At 70.0% G+C, this 20214-nt stretch carries 15 protein-coding genes; 8 read left to right on the top strand and 7 right to left on the bottom strand.

What is annotated here, in order from left to right; genetic code table 11:
• Positions 1-113: 113 nt before the first annotated feature.
• Both V2S05_RS10890 and V2S05_RS10895 read right to left on the bottom strand, forming a co-directional pair.
• Complete coding sequence (locus tag V2S05_RS10890; RefSeq protein WP_271638382.1) at positions 114-917, bottom strand: SURF1 family cytochrome oxidase biogenesis protein; 804 nt, start codon at positions 915-917, stop codon at positions 114-116.
• Positions 914-2032: a GuaB3 family IMP dehydrogenase-related protein gene (locus tag V2S05_RS10895; protein ID WP_413635922.1), complete on the bottom strand. Its 1119-nt coding sequence runs from the start codon at positions 2030-2032 to the stop codon at positions 914-916. The genes V2S05_RS10890 and V2S05_RS10895 overlap by 4 nt, the downstream gene beginning before the upstream one ends.
• 297 nt (positions 2033-2329) lie before the next feature.
• On the opposite strand from V2S05_RS10895, the gene V2S05_RS10900 reads away from it, so the two are divergent.
• Positions 2330-3175: a DUF559 domain-containing protein gene (locus V2S05_RS10900; RefSeq protein WP_413635320.1), complete on the top strand. Its 846-nt coding sequence runs from the start codon at positions 2330-2332 to the stop codon at positions 3173-3175.
• 125 nt (positions 3176-3300) lie between these two features.
• Here the strand turns inward: V2S05_RS10900 and V2S05_RS10905 are convergent, their stop codons facing one another.
• From V2S05_RS10905 to guaB, 3 genes are all read right to left on the bottom strand, one after another.
• Positions 3301-4746, bottom strand: a complete 1446-nt coding sequence (locus tag V2S05_RS10905; protein ID WP_413635321.1) for a pyridoxal phosphate-dependent decarboxylase family protein — start codon at positions 4744-4746, stop codon at positions 3301-3303.
• The gene (locus tag V2S05_RS10910; protein ID WP_413635323.1) at positions 4743-6095 is read right to left on the bottom strand and encodes an MFS transporter; all 1353 of its coding nucleotides are present in this window, start codon (positions 6093-6095) and stop codon (positions 4743-4745) included. The genes V2S05_RS10905 and V2S05_RS10910 overlap by 4 nt, the downstream gene beginning before the upstream one ends.
• A gap of 135 nt (positions 6096-6230) precedes the next feature.
• Entirely contained in the window at positions 6231-7733 is a 1503-nt protein-coding gene (guaB, locus tag V2S05_RS10915) for an IMP dehydrogenase (protein ID WP_413635325.1), read from the bottom strand.
• 272 nt (positions 7734-8005) lie between these two features.
• On the opposite strand from guaB, the gene V2S05_RS10920 reads away from it, so the two are divergent.
• The 4 genes from V2S05_RS10920 to V2S05_RS10935 are packed head-to-tail and all read left to right on the top strand — an operon-like array spanning position 8006 to position 12077.
• On the top strand, positions 8006-9355 hold the full coding sequence (locus V2S05_RS10920) for an ABC transporter permease subunit (RefSeq protein WP_413635326.1): 1350 nt from the start codon (positions 8006-8008) through the stop codon (positions 9353-9355).
• A gap of 1 nt (position 9356) precedes the next feature.
• On the top strand, positions 9357-10334 hold the full coding sequence (locus V2S05_RS10925; RefSeq protein WP_271638387.1) for a branched-chain amino acid ABC transporter permease: 978 nt from the start codon (positions 9357-9359) through the stop codon (positions 10332-10334).
• A 40-nt stretch (positions 10335-10374) separates the two neighbouring features.
• The gene (locus tag V2S05_RS10930) at positions 10375-11331 is read left to right on the top strand and encodes an ABC transporter ATP-binding protein (RefSeq protein ID WP_413635924.1); all 957 of its coding nucleotides are present in this window, start codon (positions 10375-10377) and stop codon (positions 11329-11331) included.
• Positions 11331-12077, top strand: coding sequence for an ABC transporter ATP-binding protein (locus V2S05_RS10935; RefSeq protein WP_413635327.1), 747 nt, complete (start codon positions 11331-11333; stop codon positions 12075-12077). Before V2S05_RS10930 ends, V2S05_RS10935 begins: the two co-directional genes overlap by 1 nt.
• Before the next feature lie 118 nt (positions 12078-12195).
• Here the strand turns inward: V2S05_RS10935 and V2S05_RS10940 are convergent, their stop codons facing one another.
• Positions 12196-13458, bottom strand: coding sequence for an ABC transporter substrate-binding protein (locus V2S05_RS10940; protein ID WP_271638389.1), 1263 nt, complete (start codon positions 13456-13458; stop codon positions 12196-12198).
• Positions 13459-13577: 119 nt separating this feature from the next.
• Positions 13578-14525, bottom strand: coding sequence for an EamA family transporter RarD (gene rarD / locus V2S05_RS10945; RefSeq protein WP_413635330.1), 948 nt, complete (start codon positions 14523-14525; stop codon positions 13578-13580).
• 161 nt (positions 14526-14686) lie between these two features.
• Here rarD and V2S05_RS10950 point away from each other — a divergent pair, with 161 nt between their 5' ends.
• The 3 genes from V2S05_RS10950 (at position 14687) to V2S05_RS10960 (ending at position 20130) form a co-directional block, all read left to right on the top strand.
• Entirely contained in the window at positions 14687-16561 is a 1875-nt protein-coding gene (locus tag V2S05_RS10950; RefSeq protein WP_413635332.1) for an Hsp70 family protein, read from the top strand.
• Between the two features lie 20 nt (positions 16562-16581).
• Complete coding sequence (locus V2S05_RS10955; RefSeq protein ID WP_413635334.1) at positions 16582-19125, top strand: LuxR C-terminal-related transcriptional regulator; 2544 nt, start codon at positions 16582-16584, stop codon at positions 19123-19125.
• 147 nt (positions 19126-19272) lie between these two features.
• The gene (locus tag V2S05_RS10960) at positions 19273-20130 is read left to right on the top strand and encodes an IniB N-terminal domain-containing protein (protein WP_413635336.1); all 858 of its coding nucleotides are present in this window, start codon (positions 19273-19275) and stop codon (positions 20128-20130) included.
• Positions 20131-20214 lie beyond the last annotated feature (84 nt).

Raw genomic sequence — 20214 nt, forward strand, 5'->3', positions numbered from 1 at the left:
ACCGTCAGACGCTCGAGCACGCGCTCGCGCATGAAAGCGACCATAGGCCGCACGTCCGACATCGGGCAAGAGGATTCGCGCGCCGGTCACCGGATGGTCACCGGCACGTCGTCTCAGCCGCGCGCGTCCTCGAACTCCTCGACCTCGCGCTCCCAGGCATCCTTCGCCAGGCGGTACCAGAGGTAGAACGCGAAGCCGGCGAAGATCGCCCACTCGGCCGCGTAGAAGATGTTCAGCCAATTGACGGGCGATTTCTCCTCGGGCGCCGGGGAGTCGATGTCGACGAGTCCGGCCGGGGCGGTGAGGGATGCCAGATACGGGCGGTACACGTCGAGCTGATCGACGTCGTGCCATTGGCCGAGGAGCGCCGCGGGCGACATCCGCGTCAGAGCGTAGATGTCGTCGGCAGGTGGCAGCTCGACACCTTCATCGTCGATCAGCCGCCCGGTGAGCTGGGCCCGGGATACATCCTGTTCGGCGAGGGCCGCGGCCGCGGCATCCGCCTGCTCGCGCGTCGGCGCCCAGCCGAGCGCGACGGCGAGCGACGTGCGATCGGCCACTCGCAGCTGGCCGGTGACCCAGTACCCCTCGTCGGCGCCGCCGTTGAACCGGGACGAGATCACGATGAAGTCCTCGGCCACCCACTCGCCGCTCGTCGTGACCTTCTGCCCGCCGAGCGGCTCAGGCAGGTACTGACCCGGCTCGATCACGTCGGTGAGCGGGCGCACCTGCTCGGTGGCGCCGGGCGGCGGCGGGTCGGTGTCGATGGCGCGTGCCAGCTGCCACTGACCGAGCCACGCGAAGATGCCGGCGATCACGAGGCAGAGCAGGAGCACGCCGATCCAGCGCCCCCGCAGCATCACCTCGCGCAGCGTCGGCGGGAACTCCTGCGCGGCGGCGGGCTGCTGCTCGGTCATCCCAGCTCGTATGGCGCGAGGACGACCTCGACCCGCTGGAACTCCTTCAGGTCGGAGTATCCCGTGGTCGCCATCGACTTGCGCAGGGCGCCGATGAGGTTGGCAGTCCCGTCGGCGACGGGGGCGGGCCCGAACAGGATCCGCTCCAGGTCGGCGACGCGGTCGACCTCGACGCGGCGGCCGCGGGGAAGCTCGGGGTGGTGCGCCTCGGCGCCCCAGTGGAAGCCCTGGCCGGGGGCATCCGTCGCGCGCGACAGCGCGACACCCAGCATCACGGCATCCGCACCCATCGCGAGGGCCTTCACCATGTCGCCGGACGTGCCTACGCCGCCGTCGGCGATGACGTGCACGTAGCGGCCGCCCGACTCGTCGAGGTAGTCGCGGCGGGCCGCGGCGACATCCGACACGGCGGTCGCCATCGGGGCGTGGATGCCAAGGGTCACGCGCGTGGTCGACGCCGCTCCCCCGCCGAAGCCGACGAGCACGCCCGCCGCTCCCGTGCGCATGAGGTGCAGGGCGGCGGTGTAGGTGGAGGCGCCGCCGACGATGACGGGCACGTCGAGGTCGTAGATGAACTTCTTCAGGTTCAGCGGCTCGAGGGCGCTGGAGACGTGCTCGGCCGACACCGTCGTGCCGCGGATGACGAACAGGTCGACGCCGGCGGCGACGACGGTCTCGTACAGCTCCTGGGTGCGCTGGGGCGTCAGCGAGCCGGCGACCGTGACGCCCGCCTCGCGGATCTCGGCGAGGCGCTGCTTCACGAGCTCTGGCTTGATCGGCTCGGAGTACAGCTGCTGCATCCGCACGGTCGCGTTCTCGGCGGGCAGCGCGGCGATCTCGTCGAGCAGAGGCTGCGGGTCGTCGTAGCGCGTCCACAGGCCCTCGAGGTCCAGCACGCCCAGCCCGCCGAGCCTGCCGAGCGCGATGGCGGTGGCGGGGCTGACGACGGAGTCCATCGGGGCGCCGAGCACGGGGATGTCGAACGAGAACGCATCGATCGTCCATGCGGTCGAGACGTCGGCGGGGTTGCGGGTGCGTCGCGATGGGACCACCGCGATGTCGTCGAACGTGTACGCGCGGCGCGCGCGCTTGCCTCGGCCGATCTCGATGTCCATGCTCACCCCTCCAGCCTACCCGTGGTGGCCCGATGGCCCCGCTCGGCGTCGGCGTCGCCGCCGGGCCGGAACCCGCCTGCCGCGCTCGCCGCTGCCCGCCAGCGCTACCCGCTCAGACACCGAGAACAGGCCCAACACCGAGAACAGGTCGAATTCCGTCCATCTGTCCTGTCATCGGCAGCCAACCTGTACTCGATTGCCGCCAGTTCTCCTGCACATCCTCGCTCCTGGGCTACCTGTCCACGGTTCGCGCGGAACGAGAGTCTGATCTTCACCTGCCCCGGCCATCGTCGAAGGATGAGGGCTCCGATCATGACGTGGATGCGACAGCGCGCCGGCATCGCGCACACCAGTGAGCTGCGCGCAGCGGGGTACACGAATCACGAGATGCGACAGGCCGTGGATGCAGGACTGCTCGAGCGGGTCAGACGCTCGTGGCTGGTGTCGGCGCAGTGCTCGGCCGAACGAAGGGCTGCCGCCGAGGTGAGCGGGCGAGTGACATGCGTGACCGCCGCCAAGCACCTGGGGCTGTGGTCGGTGGCCGACGAAAGGATGCACGTCGCCGTACCGTCGTCCTCCTCCCGCATCAGCGCGCCCGGCCGAGTGCTGCACTGGTCCGCAGGCCCCGCGCCGGTCGCACGTTTCGCCGTCGAAGACCCCATCCTGAACGTGCTCTACCACGTCGGGCGCTGCTTGGAACCGCCGGACGCGTCGGCGGTCTGGGAGTCGGCTCTGCGCAGGACGCTCGTGACCCTCCCGCAATTGCGCCGCACCGCATGGCACAGCACGGCTGTGGACATCGTGCTCGAGATGGTCGGAGCGCTGTCGGATTCCGGGGTCGAGACGGCCTTCATCCGCATCTGCCGCTCCTGCGGCCTCGAGGTGCGTCAGCAGGTGATCATCGACGGGCATCGGGTCGATGCGCTCATCGGCGACCGGCTGGTGGTGCAGCTCGACGGCTTCGAATTCCACAGCAGTGCGAAGGATCGGCGGCGAGATCTCCGCCAGGATGCCCGTCTCACCCTGCTGGGCTACACGGTGCTCCGCTTCGACTACCAGCAGGTCATGTTCGACCCCGGCTATGTGCAGCAGACCATCGTCAACGCCGTGGCTCAGGGGCTGCACCTCGCGCGGCGACGGTGATCAGAGCGCTCGGTTCGAGAACAGGCTGGTTCTTCAGATCAGGACGGATGCTCGGGCATACGGGATGCTCTCGGCAACGGGCCTGTTCTCAGCGTGCTCGACCCAGGCCCAGGAGGGCGCGGGCGTCACGGCTCGGACATGCGCGCGAGCAGCTCGGTCAGCAGCGCCTCGGCCACCGGCCGCGGAGCCCGCTCGATCAACGCCATGAGCATGGCCATCGGCTGATCCGCCGACACCGATCCCGCGCCGGCGAGCCGCAGCAGCCGCCACGCCGCGGCGGGACCGGGAACACGCCCGCCCTCGCCGTAACCCAGCATTCGCAGCGCCGCCAGCATCATCTTCGGGTCGGCGGCGGGCCGGCCGCGCACCTCGTCGGCCGCCTCCGCCAGCGCGCGCGCGAACTCCTCGACCTGCGATTCGAGCACGGGGGTCAGGGTGAGGTGCGCGCTGTGCGCGATGCGCACCCCGTCCTGCTGCACGAGCCCGGGCTGCGGCTGGATTTTCCAGCCGTGCAACACCAGCGCATCGGCGAGGCGGTGAGGGTCGACGCGCTCAGCCACGGGCACGCTGTCGTCCGAGCCGAGCGCGATCGCCGGCCCGACCGGGTCACCGATCACGCGCAGCCCCGGGATGCCGTCGACCGCCGCACTGACGGCCAGCGCTACCCGTCCGATCGAGTCCGTGAGCCGCCGATACCCGTCGTCGCCGAGATGCTGGGTGATCGCCCACGCCGCGGCGAGCGGCGATGCCGAGCGTGAGCCGAGCAGGGTCGGGTTCACCACGGGATAGCCCGCCCACCCGGTCGTAGCGAAGAACTGCGCGCGATGGCGACGCCGTCCGCGCTGCAGCAGCACAGACACTCCCTTCGGCGCGTAGCCGTACTTGTGCAGGTCGGCCGAGATGCTCGTCACCCCGTGCACGCGGAAGTCCCAGGCCGGCAGGCCGGGCCACCACGGCAGCACAAACCCGCCGAAGCAGGAGTCGACATGGCAGGAGATCCCGCGAGCCGATGCCGCGGCCGCGACCTCCGCGATCGGATCGAGCGTGCCGGTGGGGTACGACGGCGCCGACACGACGACGAGGGCGACGTCGTCGTCGAGCCGGTCGATCAGATCGGACGCCGCGAGCACACCGTCCGGCGAGCACGGCACCGCGTCGAACTCGAGGTCGAACAGCTGCGCGGCCTTGATGAACGCCGCGTGCGCGGTGGCCGGGGCCAGCAGCCGGGGACGCCCGGCCGACCCGCCGTGCGACAGCCGCCACAGATCGCGCGCCGTCTTCACGGCCAGCAGGCAGCTCTCGGTTCCTCCGCTGGTGACGGTGCCGACGACGGAGCGCCTGCCGTGCAGCATCCGGCGGGTGAAGCCGATCACATCCCGCTCCATCGCCGCGATCGACGGGAACACCGTCGGGTCGAGTCCGTTCAGCGGCCGCGCGAGACGGGCGGCGGCGTCAGCCAGCTCGTCCAGTTCGCCGAGGCCCGAGTCGTAGACATATGACAGCACGTGTCCGCCGTGCGTCGGCGCGTCGGCGGCGCGCATCCGACGCAGGCGATCGAGGATGTCGCTCACGCCGACGTCCCGATGATGTCGCGCTCGCGCAGCCGGTACCGAGCCAGCGCGACGAGGCTCAGCAGCATGAGCGCCGCCGGCAGCAGGCTGAACGCCACCGCGATCCCCGTTACCGCGGCATCCGGCTGGGCGACCTCGACCGCAGCCGTCGTCTCGATGTAGCCGGTCACCGCGAGCACGATCGAGAGCACGGTCGCACCCAGCGCCATGCCCGTCGTCTCACCGGCCGTCCACACGCCGCTGAACACACCGGAGCGATTGTCATGGCCGGCCACCGTGCGGTCGTGCGCGATGACGTCGGGCAGCATCGCCATCGGCAGGGTCTGCATGCCGGCGTACGCCGCGCCGGCGAGGGCGACCGGTGCGAGGATCCACCATCCAGGCATCCACACCATCAGGCCGAGCACCACCGTCGCGGCGAGGAACGCCGTGCTGGCGATGCGGAAGCCGCGCTCTTTGCCGATGCGGTCGGCGACGAGCTTCCACACCGGGGCCATCAGCAGGGCGGGAGCAATCAGCGCGACGAACAGCGGCGTCACCGCACCCTCGTCGCCCAGCACCCAGCGCGCCACGAACTGCGCGGCGGCGAGCATGAGCCCGGTCGCCAGCCCCTGCAGCATGAACGCGCCCAGCAGCACACGGAACGGCTGGCTCTCGCGCAGCGCGTCGAGTCCGTCACGGTAGTGCGTCGCGATCGACGCACCGGGTCGCACGGGCAGCATCGGGCGGGTCGGCGCGACGGTCGAGGCGACGAACAGCCCGGCGCCGAGCAGCACGGCTGCCACGGCCGCCATCACGAGGTAGCCGAGGAGCGGGTCGCCGAACATCCCGCGGATCTCGGGTCCGCCCGCGCCGAAGAGCAGGATCGCCACGGTCAGCATGACCACGCGCCAGGTGAGCAGGCGAGTGCGCTCACGGTAGTCGTCGGTCAGCTCGGCGGGCAGCGCGATGTACGGCACCTGGAAGAGGCTGAAGCATGTCGCTGCGAGCATGAACGCGATGAGCACCCAGAAGCCGGATGCCACCGGTCCGAGTCCCGCGGGAACGGCGAAGGTCAGCACGAACGCGATCGGCAGACCGATCGAGCCGATCAGCATGAGCCCGCGCCGCGATCCCGATCGCGCGAGCGCGGTGTCGCTCAGCCCGCCGATCACCGGGTCGATCAGCACGTCCCACACCTTGGCTCCCGTGACGATCGCACCGGCGGCGAGCGCCGTCACGCCCAGGGAGTCGGTCAGGTAGTAGACGAGCACCAGGCCGGGCAGCGTGGCGAAGCCGCCGGTGCCGAGCGAGCCGATGGCGTAGCGGGTGATCCGGCCGCGAGTGAGCGTTGTCGACGCTGAGCGCATGCGGCTCACTCTAGTGGCGGGGCTGCGCGTCTCGCGTCGGGCGCCGAAGCGCCGTCATCCGGTGCAGGGAACACGCGAGCGCAGGACCGGAAAGCGGATGCCGGTCCGCGCGACCCGAGCCGACCCGAGGTCGGCTCACTTCTTGTAGTTGGGCGCCTCGACGACGATCTGCACGTCGTGCGGGTGCGACTCCTTGAGCCCCGCGGCCGTGATGCGCACGAAGCGTCCGCGCGCCTTGAGCTCGTCGATGGTGCGTGCGCCGACGTAGAACATCGACTGACGCAGACCGCCCATCAGCTGGTACGCCACGGCCGAGAGCGGGCCGCGGTAAGGCACCTGGCCCTCGATGCCCTCGGGGATGAGCTTGTCGTCGCTGGGGACGTCGGCCTGGAAGTACCGGTCCTTGGAGTACGAGGTCTGCTTGCCGCGCGTCTGCATCGCGCCCAGCGAGCCCATGCCCCGGTACTGCTTGAACTGCTTGCCCGACTGGAAGACGATCTCTCCCGGCGACTCGTCGGTGCCGGCCAGCAGCGAGCCCAGCATGACGGCGTCAGCGCCGGCGACCAGCGCCTTGGCGATGTCGCCGGAGTACTGCAGACCGCCGTCGGCGATCACCGGCACACCGGCGGGGCCGGCGGCGAGGGATGCCTCGTAGACCGCCGTCACCTGTGGCACGCCCACGCCGGCGACCACGCGCGTGGTGCAGATCGAGCCCGGGCCCACGCCGACCTTGACGGCGTCGACGCCGGCATCCACCAGAGCCTGAGCGCCCTCGCGGGTCGCGACGTTGCCGCCGACGATGTCGATGTGCTCGAAGGTCGGGTCGGCCTTGAGCCGCTTGACGAGCTCGATGACGCCCTGCGACTGGCCGTTCGCGGTGTCGACGACGAGGATGTCGACACCGGCATCCCGCAGCGCCTCGGCACGCTCCCACGCGTCGCCGAAGAAGCCGATGGCGGCGCCGACACGCAGCCGGCCCTGGTCGTCCTTGGTGGCGAGCGGGTACTTCTCGCTCTTGTCGAAGTCCTTGATCGTGATCAGCCCGGCGAGCTTGCCGTCGCTGTCGATGAGCGGCAGCTTCTCGACGCGGTGCTTCGCGAACAGGGCGATGACCTCGCCCGCGGCGACGCCGACCGGAGCGGTGACGAGGTTCTCGCTCGTCATGACGTCCTTGACCAGAGTGGTCTGACGCTCGAAGCCCGACACGAACCGCATGTCGCGGTTGGTGACGATGCCCACGAGATGGCCCTCGTCGTCGACGACGGGCAGGCCGGAGATGCGGTAGCGGGCGCACAGGTTGTCGACCTCTTCGACGGTCGCATCGGCGGTCGTCGTGATCGGGTCGGTGATCATGCCCGACTCGCTGCGCTTGACCCGGTCGACCTGCGATGCCTGGTCGGCGATCGAGAGGTTGCGGTGCAGGATGCCGATGCCGCCCTCGCGGGCCATCGCGATCGCCATGCGGGCCTCGGTGACGGTGTCCATCGCGCTGGAGAGCAGCGGGGTGGCCACCGAGATGCGCCGTGTGATCCGCGAGGAGGTGTCGGCCTCACTGGGGATGACGTCGGTGTGCCCGGGAAGCAGGAGCACGTCATCGTAGGTGAGTCCGACGAAACCGAACGGGTCGTGCTGCTGCATGGAAGCGTGCTCCTCTGCGCCGGAGGCGCGATCGAATGGCGGATGCGCGGGGGCGTCGGCGACCGGAGGAGGCGTGACCCGCGGTGTATAGATTCTAAGCGCGTCGGGGGCCGCGTTATTCCGAGAACGCCGAGAACGCCGCGTCGGACACTCCCGACATTCCGATCAGGACACGGTTGGTGCGATACGCGCCGACGACGGGATACGCTCAGTGCGACGTCCAAGCGGAGCGACGACCCGAAGTCGCTCGATGCACTCGATGTGGAGGATGCGTGGGACTCAGAACTGTGGCGCTTCAGCGCCCCCGGAACGGTGTGCTCGCGCTGCTCGCGACGCTGCTCGCCGCCTTCCTCGTCTTCGGATCGCCGGCCGGTGCCGCGCACGCCGAGACGACGCCTGACGGCCAGGAGGTCACCGACTTCTACTTCGCCGGGAACATCACCTACGACGACGAGCCGATCGAGGGCGTCGGTCTGTCGGTGAAGGGCGGCGGCTTCGAGGGCAAGACCAAGACCGACGCCGAGGGCAAGTGGCGCCTGTACGTGCCCGAGAAGGACAAGTACACGATCGCAGTCGACGAGGACACCCTTCCCGAGGGCGTGATCGTCGACGCGGAGAACCTGCCCGACGGCGTGGAGCCCGTCGCCGGGACGAGCGGCGAGTTCGAGGCGGAGTTCGGCCTGACCGGCACGAAGATCGTCAACCTCTTCCTCGGCGAGGGCGAGCGCATCACGATCTCGCTTCTCGATCAGCTGCTCTCGCGACTGGTCGGCGGCCTGAACTTCGGGCTGCTGCTCGCGCTCGCCTCGATGGGCGCGGCGCTCATCTACGGCACGACGCGGCTGTCGAACTTCGCGCACGCCGAGATGGTCACCTGGGGCGGCCTGGTCGCGCTGGTCACGACGACCGTGTGGCAGCTGCCCTTCTGGATCGGCATCATCGCCGCAGTGATCGCCGGCGGTCTGCTGGGCTGGGGCATGGATGCCGCGCTGTGGCGTCCCCTGCGCCGCCGGGGCCTCGGCGTGGTGCAGCTCATGATCGTGAGCATCGGCCTCTCGCTCGCGCTGCGCTACCTCTTCCAGTACTTCATCGGCGGCGGCACCCGTCAGCTGCCCGGCGCGAGCCCCGCGCCGATCCAGTTCGGCCCGATCTCGCTGTCGTACATCGACATCATCGCCATGAGCGTGAGCATCGTCGTGATCCTGGCTGTGGCGTGGTTCCTCACCCGCACTCGCATCGGCAAGGCGACCAGGGCCATCTCCGACAATCCGCAGCTCGCGGCCGCCTCGGGCATCGACGTCGACCGGGTGATCCGCTACGTGTGGATCCTGTCCGGTCTGCTGGCGGCCATCTCGGGCATCCTGTGGGCGTACTTCCGCCCGGGTGTGAAGTGGGACATGGGCATGCAGATGCTGCTGCTCATCTTCGCCGCGATCACCCTCGGAGGTCTCGGCACCGCGTTCGGGGCGCTGGTCGGCTCACTCATCGTCGGCATCGCGGTCGAGGTCTCGACGCTGTGGATCCCGTCGGACCTGAAGTACGCGAGCGCTCTCGTCGTGCTGATCGTGATCCTGCTGGTCAGGCCGCAGGGTCTGCTCGGACGCAAGGAAAGGCTGGGCTGACATGGACTTCGGAAGCATCTTCTCCAACACGGCCGTCTACCTGTTCAGCCCCGTCACCATCGCGTACGCGCTGGCCGCGACCGGACTGGCCGTGCACTTCGGCTACGCGGGTCTGCTGAACTTCGGCATGGCGGCGTTCATGGCGGTCGGCGGCTACGGGTACGCGATCTCGGTGCTCAGCTTCGGCCTGCCCTGGTGGGTGGGCATGCTGATCGGGCTGCTGGGCGGCGCACTGTTCGCCGTGCTGCTCGGCATCCCGACTCTGCGCCTGCGCGCCGACTACCTCGCCATCGCCACCATCGCCGCCGGCGAGATCGTGCGGCTGCTGTTCACCACGCAGCTGTTCGACGAGTGGACGAACTCCGCCGACGGGCTCGCGCAGTACAACGGCGGGTTCCGCGACGCGAACCCCTTCCCCGACGGCACGTATGGGTTCGGCCCGTGGACGTACACGGCGAACGACCTGTGGAACCGCGTGTTCGGCGTGGTGCTGCTGGGCGTCGCCGTGCTGCTCGTCTGGGCGCTCATGCGCAGCCCCTGGGGCCGCGTGCTCAAGGGCATCCGCGAAGACGAGGACGCCGTCCGCTCGCTCGGCAAGAACGTGTTCGCCTACAAGATGCAGGCGCTCGTGGTCGGCGGCGTGATCGGTGCCGCGGGCGGGATCGTCTTCGTGCTCCCCTCAGCCGTCGTGCCGGGCAGCTACACGACGTCGCTGACCTTCTTCCTGTGGACGATCCTGCTGCTCGGCGGCGCCGCGACCGTCTTCGGCCCGACGCTCGGTGCGATCCTCTTCTGGGTCGTCTTCGCGTTCCTCGCCAACCTGCTGCCGAGCATGGCCCGCACCGGCATCCTTCCGATGTCGTCGAGCCAGGCCTCGACCCTCGTGTTCATCTTCGTGGGCGTGGCGCTGATGCTGCTCGTGATCTTCCGCCCGCAGGGCATCCTCGGAGACAAGAGGGAGATGACCTTTGTCAAGTGAGAACACCCCCGAGCAGGTTCCCGGCGCCGATGCGGCGCCGGTGACCGGCAGCGTCCGGCGTCCGAAGACGACCGGACTGGCGAAGGGCCCCGCGGCTCCCGGCGTGGCGAAGGTCGACCCGATCCTCGTCGTCGACGCCGTCGAGCGGCACTTCGGCGGGCTGACCGCAGTCAATGTCGAGCACGTCGAGGTGCCTCGAAACGCCATCACGGCACTGATCGGCCCGAACGGTGCCGGCAAGACGACCCTGTTCAACCTGCTGTGCGGCTTCGACAAGCCGAACAGCGGCACGTGGAGCTTCGACGGGAAGAACCTGTCTGGCATCCCCTCCTTCAAGGTGGCCAGGATGGGCCAGGTGCGCACCTTCCAGCTCACGAAGTCGCTGTCGCTGCTGACCGTGCTCGAGAACATGAAGCTCGGCGCCACCAAGCAGAAGGGCGAGGGCTTCTGGGCGAGCCTGATTCCGGCTCTCTGGCGCCGCCAGGAGGCTCAGATCGAGGAGCGCGCCCGCGAGCTGCTGCGCCGCTTCAAGCTCGACGCCAAGGAGAAGGACTTCGCGGCCTCGCTCTCGGGCGGACAGCGCAAACTGCTCGAGATGGCACGTGCCCTCATGAGCGACCCGCAGCTGGTCATGCTCGACGAGCCGATGGCGGGCGTCAACCCCGCGCTGACGCAGTCGCTGCTCGATCACATCCTCGATCTGAAGGAGCAGGGCATGACCGTGCTCTTCGTCGAGCACGACATGCACATGGTGCGCCACATCGCGGATTGGGTGATCGTCATGGCCGAGGGCCGCGTCGTCGCCGAGGGCCCGCCCGAGACCGTCATGGACGACCCCGCTGTCGTCGACGCCTACCTGGGCGCTCATCAGGACGTCGATCTGGGTGTGGTCACCGGCCGCATCCCGGTGATGCCAGGCGACACCGCCGCCGCCACCCGCATCCGGGAGAAGATCGAGACCGAGGCCGAGCTGGAAGCCGAAGAGGAGGACAAGTGATGGATGCCTCAACCGACGCCTCCGTCGTCGTCGAGCTGAAGGACGTGCACGCCGGATATCTGCCGGGGGTGAACATCCTCAACGGCGCCAATCTCGTCGCACGCCAGGGTGAGCTCATCGGCATCATCGGTCCGAACGGCGCGGGCAAATCGACGCTGCTGAAGGCGATCTTCGGCATGGTCAACGTGCGTCAGGGCGACATCACCGTCAACGGGGAGAGCATCGTCGGCCTCAAGGCCGACAAGCTCGTGGCGCGCGGAGTGGCCTTCGTGCCGCAGACGAACAACGTCTTCCCCTCGCTGACGATCGCCGAGAACCTGCAGATGGGCCTGTACCAGAACTCGAAGATCTACGCCGAGCGGCTCGAGTTCGTCAGCAGCATCTTCGCCGAGCTGGGCAAGCGCCTGAACCAGCGAGCCGGCTCGCTGTCGGGCGGCGAGCGCCAGATGGTGGCGATGTCGCGCGCGCTGATGATGGACCCGTCGGTGCTGCTGCTCGACGAGCCCTCGGCCGGCCTCTCCCCCGTCCGCCAGGACGATGCGTTCATCCGCGTCTCCGACATCAACAAGGCCGGCGTGACGACGATCATGGTCGAGCAGAACGCGCGTCGCTGCCTGCAGATCTGCGACCGCGGATACGTGCTCGACCAGGGCCGCGACGCCTACGAGGGCACCGGCCGCGACCTGCTGAACGACCCGAAGGTGATCGGCCTGTATCTCGGAACCCTGGGCCAGGACGCCGCCTGACACGACCGATGAGGGGGTGGATGCCCGGGCATCCACCCCCTCATCCATGCCCGCCCGACGCTTCGGGCGTGAAGAAGGCCCCGGATGCGAGCACCCGGGGCCTTCTTCGTGAGCGATGTCAGTTGGTGCGCTCGATGGTGTTGTCGGCCTTGTACTTGTAGATGCCGATCGTGGCGCCCTGCGGGTCGCCCGCCTCGTCGAAGGTCACCTCACCGGAGTAGCCGTCGTAGTCGGCGGTGCCTCCGTCGTTGATGATCTTGGCGCACTCGGCGAACGAGGTGCACTTCTCACCGTCGCCCGAGCCGCCCGAGATCTCCTGCATCTTGGCGGCGATGTCGGCGCCCTCGGTCGAGCCCGCGGCGAGCGACGCGAGCGCGACCAGGACGGCTGCGTCGTAGGCCTCACCGGCGTAGGTGAAGTCCTTCACCTCGGGGTTGCCCTCGCCCGTCCAGTACGTCTGCAGGCGCTCGACGAAATCGTCTTCGAGTACAGGGCCGGCCTTGGTGCCCTGCGCGCCCTCGAGCGACACCGGCATCTCGTCGCCGTAGTCCGACAGGTTTCCGTCGACCATGTAGAACTTGTCGGCCGTGATGCCGGCGTTCACCAGCAGCGGACCGATCGTCTTGAACTGGTCGAACGACACGATCGCCACGGCGTCGGGGTTCTGCGCCTTGATCGTCTCGACCTGAGCGTCGAACTGCGCGTCGCCGACGTTGTACGAGGCCTCGGCGACGACCTTGCCGCCGGCGTTCTCGAACGTCTCCTTGATGGCAGCGTCGAGACCGGTGCCGTAGGCGTCGTTCTGGTAGATGATGCCGAGCGTCTTGCGGTTGTCCTCGGCGATGAGGTTGCCGAGCACCTCGCCCTGCAGCAGGTCGCTGGGCGCGGTGCGGAAGTAGAGTCCGTTGTCGTCCCAGTCGGTGAAGTCGGGGCCGGTGTTCGACGCCGAGATCTGCAGGATGCCCGCGTTGACGTTGCCGTCGAGGATCAGTCGCGAGACACCGGATGCCGCGGCACCGACCATCGCGGTGACGCCCGCTCCCTGCAGCTTGGTGATCGAGGTCTCGTACGCCTTGGTGTCGGTGTCGCCCTCGTCTTCGGCGGTGAGCTCGACCTTGATGCCGGCGTTCGCCTCGTTGATCTCCTTGACCGCCAGGCCCACGCCGGACGACATCGGCGGGCCGAGGAAGGCGAGCGAGCCGGTCTGCGGCAGCAGGGATCCGAGCTTCAGGGTGAGGTCGGCGGACGGCTTCTTGCCACCGTCGTCGGAGGAGTTGTCCGAGGGCGTGCTGCTGCAGCCGGCGATGATGAGTGCGGAGGCGCTGACCATCGCGGCCGCCGCGAAGATCCTCGCGGGACGCGAGCCCTTCATTGCGTTCATGTTGCTCCCTTGCGTAACTGAACGTGGATTTCCACTTCGGGTGATCTCACCCTATTGGTTCGCATGCGCGCGTTCTGTCTCGGTCGCCTAACGATCGTCCCGGGCGTGGCGGACCCCGCTCAGACGGTGTCAGCGACTGCCACCGCGCGTGTGCGACGACCGTGCAGCAGCAGGTCGGCGACGAACACGGCGATTGCGATCCACACGATGATGAAGCCGATCCATCGCTCGAGCGGCATGGGCTCGCCCAGCAGCGCCCAGCCGACGACGAACTGCATGATCGGGGTGATGAACTGCAGCATCCCGACCAGGCTCAGGTCGATCCGCCGCGTGCCGGCGGCGAACAGCAGCAGCGGCACTGCGGTGGCGATGCCGGCGCCGGCGACGAGCAGGGTGTGCAGCGGTGAGACCTGACCGAAGGTGATGCCGTCGGTCTGGCCGACGATGACGAGCGTCACGACGGCGATCGGGATGAGCCAGAACGATTCGAGCGTGAGCCCGCTCGTGGCATCCACCGCCGCGCCGATCTGCTTCTTCACGAGCCCGTAGATGCCGAATGAGGCGGTGAGCGTCAGCGCGATCCACGGGAACGACCCGTACGCGACGACGATAACGATCACGGCGAGCGCGGCAACGCCGATCGCGATCCACTGCAGCGGACGCACCCGCTCGCGCAGCACGAAGACGCCCAGCAGCACAGTGAAGATCGGGTTGATGAAGTAGCCGAGACTGGTCTCGATGACGTGGCCCGTGAGCGTGCCGATGAGGAATGTCTGCCAGTTGACGTAGATGAGCACCCCGGCCAGTGCTGTCCACCACAGCAGTCGCGGCTGACGCACGACGGCGATGAGGGCCGGCCATCCGCGCATGACCGTGAGCAGGATGCAGCAGAAGACGAACGAGAGCAGCACCCGCCAGGCCACGACCTCCCACGGACCGGTCGGCACCAGCGCCAGGAAGTACAGCGGGAGGGCTCCCCAGAGCAGATAGGCGCCGACCGTGTAGGCGATCCCGCCGCGTGCCGCGTTCGCGAGAGCGGCAGTGCGGGTGGGGAGATCGGAGGTCACCTGAGAACCCTATTCCGCGTCGACGCCGACGACGCGATCCGGCGCTCCGCTGCGCGCGGGCGGGATCCGCCCATCCGAGTAGATCGCCCTTCCACTCGGTCGAGGATCGGCGTATGGTGAGCGGCATCCAAGGATGGATACTGGGGAAATCGGCGGATCTGATGGGCGAGTACGTACTCGCGCTCGACGTGGGCACGACCGGAGTGAGAACGGTCATCGCCGGCGGCGCTGCGCACGACGAATTGCAGGTGGCACCCTTCGCTGTGGGAGGCGAGCGGGTCGACATACCCCTGCTCGCCTTCATCACCGCGGACGGTGATGCGGTCTTCGGCGCAGAGGCCGAGCAGCGTGAACGCGAGCGGCCTGAGCGCGCCGTGCACGGGTTCACCCGCGGCATCGGCGATGCGGTGCCGCTCGTGGTGGGTGGCTTCGCCATCGGATCCGAAGAGCTTCTCGCCCGAATGGTGCTGTGGATCGTCGGCACCGTGGCGGCGCAGCAGGGCGCGCGTCCCGCGAGCATCGTCCTGGTGCACCCGACGTCGTGGTGCGGCCACCGAGCCGATGCCGTGCGCGGGTGCCTGCGCGAACTCGACCTCGACGCGATGCTCGTGCCTGCAGCCCCGGTGGTGGTGCAGCAGCACGCGAGCGCCGACTCCAGGTCGCACACCGTCTGCGTATACGACCTCGGCGGCACGTCGTTCGAGGCCTCGCTGCTGCGCGGCGGTCGAATGCTCGGCGCGCCGCGGGTGAGCGACATCGGCGGGGTCGACATCGATTCCGCCCTGCTGCAGCACATTCTCTCGATGCTTCCGGCATCCGCCGTGGTCGACGGCACGCGCCCCGAGATGCTCGCGGCTCGTCACGCCGTGGTCGCCGCGAAGGAGAGACTGTCGCACAGCTCCGACGTCTCGGTGCCGGTCTCGTTCGGCGGGCAGGGCACCTCGGTGCGCGTCACCCGGTCTGAGCTCGAGAGCCTGGCAGCCGCGCCCATCGCGCGGACCGTGGAAGAGGTGGAGCAGGCTCTGGAGGGCGAGCACCTGTCGGTCGCGGATCTCGACGAGGTCATCCTGATCGGCGGCTGCGCCCGCATCCCGCTCGTCGCGGAGATGCTGTCAGCGCGGCTGGATGTGCCACTCACCGTGCCGGACGATCCGGGGCTGGCCGCCGCGTCGGCCGCCGCGAGTCGCGTCTGGCACGCGTTGCAGACCGAGCGGGAGCTCGCCGCACCCCTCGTGCCCGAGCCGGCGCCGGTGCCGCAGACGGTCAGACGCCGCCCGGTGCGCGTGCGCATCCCGTACGGTGCGGCTGCGACCCTGGCCGCCGGCGCCGTGATCGTCGCCGCCGGCATGGTCTTCGCCGCGACGACCCCGCTCGGCAGCGGCTCGGACCGAGCCCAGGGAGCCTCCTCCGACGAGCCGGCGGGCAGCGGATCGCCGTCGGTGCAGCGACCGGCATCCGGATACTCCGTCGCAGCCGCCGCGGGAGCCGCCGCCGAGTCGGGTGCTCGAGACGGCGCGGGCACGCCGGCAGACCCGGACGACTCCTCCGACGGCGAGTCCCGGGACGAGGAGGCAGCGCCGTCGCCACGCAGCGGCGGACGCACCGTCGAACCGCCGACGACCGACTACGCCAGCGGTTCGACCCGTCCGGTCTCGTCGAGCACCCCGTCGGCACCGCGCGGCGGAACGGCTGCGCCTCCGCCGTCGTCCGGCACGCCGGCCACCCAGCCCGACGAACCGGCTCCCGCACCGGAGCCGGCGCCCGAGCCGGCGCCGCAGCCGGACCCAGCACCGGACCCCGAGCCGACATCCGACCCGACACCAGAGCCGGCACCGGAACCCGCGCCGGACCCCGCCCCCGAACCCGCCCCGGGAAGCGGGACTGAACCCGCACCCGAGCCGGCCGCACCCGAGCCCGCCGCCGCGCCCGTCGCGACAGCAGCCGCAGACACGAGTGCCGGCCCCGCGCCCGCTGAGTCACCCGTGCAGCCGGCGCAGACGGCATCCGATCCCTCAGCCGAGAACGCGGTCCTCTGAACCGAGACCGGCATCCGATCATGACCCCGCCCGCTGCCATGTCCCGGCCCATCGCCATGCTCGACGATGCGGATCCGGTCGTCTCGCCCATCAGCTGGGAGCGCCAGATGGGGGCGGTCCGCGGTGCGATCGGCCAGACCGCCCCGCGCGTCGTGCTGGTCGGCACAGCGGGTGCAGGCAAATCGAGTGGCCTGCAGCGGCTGTACGAGCTGTTCAGGTCGCAGTCCCGAGACGCGCGGATGCTGCACGACGACCCGACGACGGTCGCCGATGCGCCGGCGCAGCAGATCCTTCTTGTCGACGACGCCCACCTGCTCTCCGACGCGCAGCTGCAGCATCTCGGCGAACGCGCGCGGGATCCGGAGGCCTCGCTCATCATCGCGCAGCGTCCGTGGCCCGCGCGACCCGCACTTCGCGCGATCACCGCACGACTCGAGCAGCATGCGCCGGCGATCGTGCTCGGGCATGTCACCCGAGCCGACATCATCGATCATCTCGACGCGCGGGGCCGGCGCCTGCCCGAGACCTGCATCGAGCACATCGTGCAGACGACGCGCGGCGTGGCCTGGCTCGCGGCCGCCGCTGTGCAGCACCACGACTCCCGCGACTGCGCTCACGATCGCAACCACGAGAGCCTCGACGACTCGGTCGCGGAACTGATCATCCATCGCCTCGACATGATCGACGAGCGGCTGCGCGAGCGGATCGAGGAGGTGTGCATCGCCGCCCCCGGCACCGTGCACTCCGCCGACGGCGAGCCGGACGACTGGGCCCTGCGGGGATACGCGCACGGCCTGCTGGTGCGCAGCGGCGAAGCCGCCCCCATCGTGCGCACCGCCGTGCGCCGGGCAATGCCGACGCGGCGACTGATCGACCTGTGCATCCGTCACCCGGAATCCCTACGAGACCCCGACGGGCTGCCCGCCCTGCGCGACGCGCGAGTGGCGGAGGCCCTCGTCTCGACCGCGGACCGGATGCTGCGGACGGATCCTCGCCGGGCCTCCGCGCTGTACACCGCCGCGCTGCGGTGCGGTGCTCCGGAGCTCCCTCTGGCTGCGCGGCGCGCCGCGGCCGCCTGGTCGAACGGCGACCTCGACGAGGCGTCGACCGCCGTGGAGGACGCGATCGCCTGCTCTGCGGACGACGTGCCGGCCGAGGTCAGCGCGGTCGCCGCGGCGACGTGGTCGGCGCGGGCGATGATGCGCGAAGCGCACCGCGTGCATCAGGCGATCCCGCCCGCAGATCAGGTGACGCTGGCGAATGCGGCGGTCGCCGCCCTGGGCGTCGGCGAAGCGGATCCGTCCTCCTCCTCGACGCCGGCCCCGCTGCCGACGGCCATCGCCGTCTCGGCGACGATGCTGCGCCGCGGCCTGCGGGCCACGACAGCTCCGGATGCCATGGAGTCGTCGCTTGCAGATCTGGTGCGCTCAGCCGAGATGTACACCAGAACCGGGCGCAGCGATGCGCTGTGCGAGCTGCCCGCGGTGGTCGCGGCGGTCGTGGCGCTGAACCTCGGCCGTCTGGTCACGGCGCAGTCGGTGCTCGATGAGGCTGTCGAGGGCGGCCACGGGGGCCCGTGGGCGCAGACGCGCCTGCTGCTGTGGAGCGCCTGGGTCGCCGTGCAGCGCGCGCATCCGGCCGAGGCGCGAGAGCTGCTGCGGCGTGTCGAGACGACCGGCATCGCCCGCCTCTCGACCCGCGATGCACTGCTGCTCCAGGCGGTTCGCGTCGCCATCGCCCGCAGGTACGAAGACGCGTCGGGGCTGGATGCCGCCTGGCAGCGTGCGAGAGCGGTGCTGCTTCGCGCCGACATCGACCTGTACCTGCTGCATCCGGTCGCAGAGCTGATCACCGCCGGCACCAGAGCCGGCGACGCGGATCGCGTCGAGCCGCAGGTGCGCACGGCGCTGCAGATGGTCGAAGCGCTGGGCAGTCCCCCGCTGTGGACCGCGCACCTGCACTGGGCGGTCATCCAGCAGGGCATCCTGCTCAGCCGACCCGATCGGCTGACGCCGCATGCGAAGGCGCTCGTCGCCGCCGCGCCGCACAGTCGCGTGGCGGCGGGGATGGCCAAGGCCGGCCGCGTCTGGACGGATGTGCTCGCAGGCTCGGTGGCGGCGGATGCGGTGATGGCCGCCGCCGAGGGGCTGGCAGCGGTCGGTCTGATGTGGGACGCGGCGCGCCTCGCGGGTCATGGCGCCGCCCGAACGCCCGACCGCAGGATCGCCGCCCAGCTGCTGGCATGCGCGCGCGAACTGCATCCCACCGACGGCACGAGACGCCCCGAGCCGACCGCCGGCGGCGACGCGGAGGCCGTCGATCGCACCGCAGCCGAGGAGGTGCTCAGCGACCGGGAGATCGAGGTCGCGCGGCTCGTGCTCCAGGGCAAGACCTACGCCGAGATCGGCGAATCGATCTTCATCTCGCCGCGCACCGCCGAGCACCACATCGCCCATATCCGCCGACGGCTCGGCGCCACCTCGCGCTCCGAGATGCTCGCGCGGCTGCGCGTCCTGCTCGGTGAGAACGACGCTCGGGCGGGGCACACGACCGAACCCCCGTGAACCCCTATCCGGGTATCGGGCAAACCCCCGATGCCGTGCGGGTTCGGCCCCGCATAGCATGCCATTCACCGATCGTTCCCGACTGCTCGGGGTCCTTGTCGTCGGGCGCGGTGACGCTGATCCGACTGAAGCCGAAGGGTGCTGCAGATGACATCGCCAGTGGAGACCATCGCGGATGCGCTCGTCGCGTTCATCCTGAGCCTGCTGCGCGATCCCGACGCTGCCGAGGGCTTCGTGGCCTCGCCAGAAGCCGCGCTGGCGCGGAACGGGCTGGAGGACGTGTGCATGGCGGACGTCGCCGCGGTCAGGCCGGTCATCATCGATCACCCGCACGTCATCAATCAGACGAGCCCGCCGCCCCCGCCGTCGCCCGCCGAGCACTCCGGCGACGTCGCCGTGCGCGAGATCGTGCGGATGATCCAGCAGTACACGACCAACATCGACGCGCGCTCGACCATCCTCGACCAGTCGGTCAATCAGAACATCTGGACGGAGGGCGGTGACGTCACCCAGGTGTTCGATCAGGATGCCGTGGTCGCCTCCGGCGACAACGCCGTCGCCGCAGGCGGCGACGCGACCGTGGTCGACTCGGACGTCGACGTGACCATGGGTGATGTGTCGATCGGGAACGAGACGAACGACGGAAGCTTCAATCAGACCGGCACGCAAGGCGAGACGCCCGACGATGTGCCCGCAGGCGACGACGCCGGCGCATCCGGCGAGACCCCGGATGCTGCACAGCCCGACGACGCCGCCGACGGCGGCTCCGACCTTGCTGACGCTGCGACCGCGGCTGCGGGCGCGGCCGTCGACACGGCAGCGCAGACCGGTGGCCAGCCGGCACCGGTCGCCGCGCAGCCGGCGCCGGCTCCCGCCGACGTCCCCGAACCGGCCGATCTGCTGGAGGGCGACATGACCGCGGGCGGAGCGGACACGTACGATTCCGACGCGGCGAGCGCCGCGATCGACGACCAGCCTGTCGAGATCCCGGTCGAGGATGACTGACGCGGCGCGGCGCTCGGATCCCGCTGCGGCCCCCCGTCCACGGGATGCCGCAGCGGGGGCGTTCGCGCCGTACGGCTCCCGCGA

The organism is Microbacterium sp. OR16 (assembly GCF_047306725.1).
In the GTDB taxonomy this organism is placed as follows: domain Bacteria; phylum Actinomycetota; class Actinomycetes; order Actinomycetales; family Microbacteriaceae; genus Microbacterium.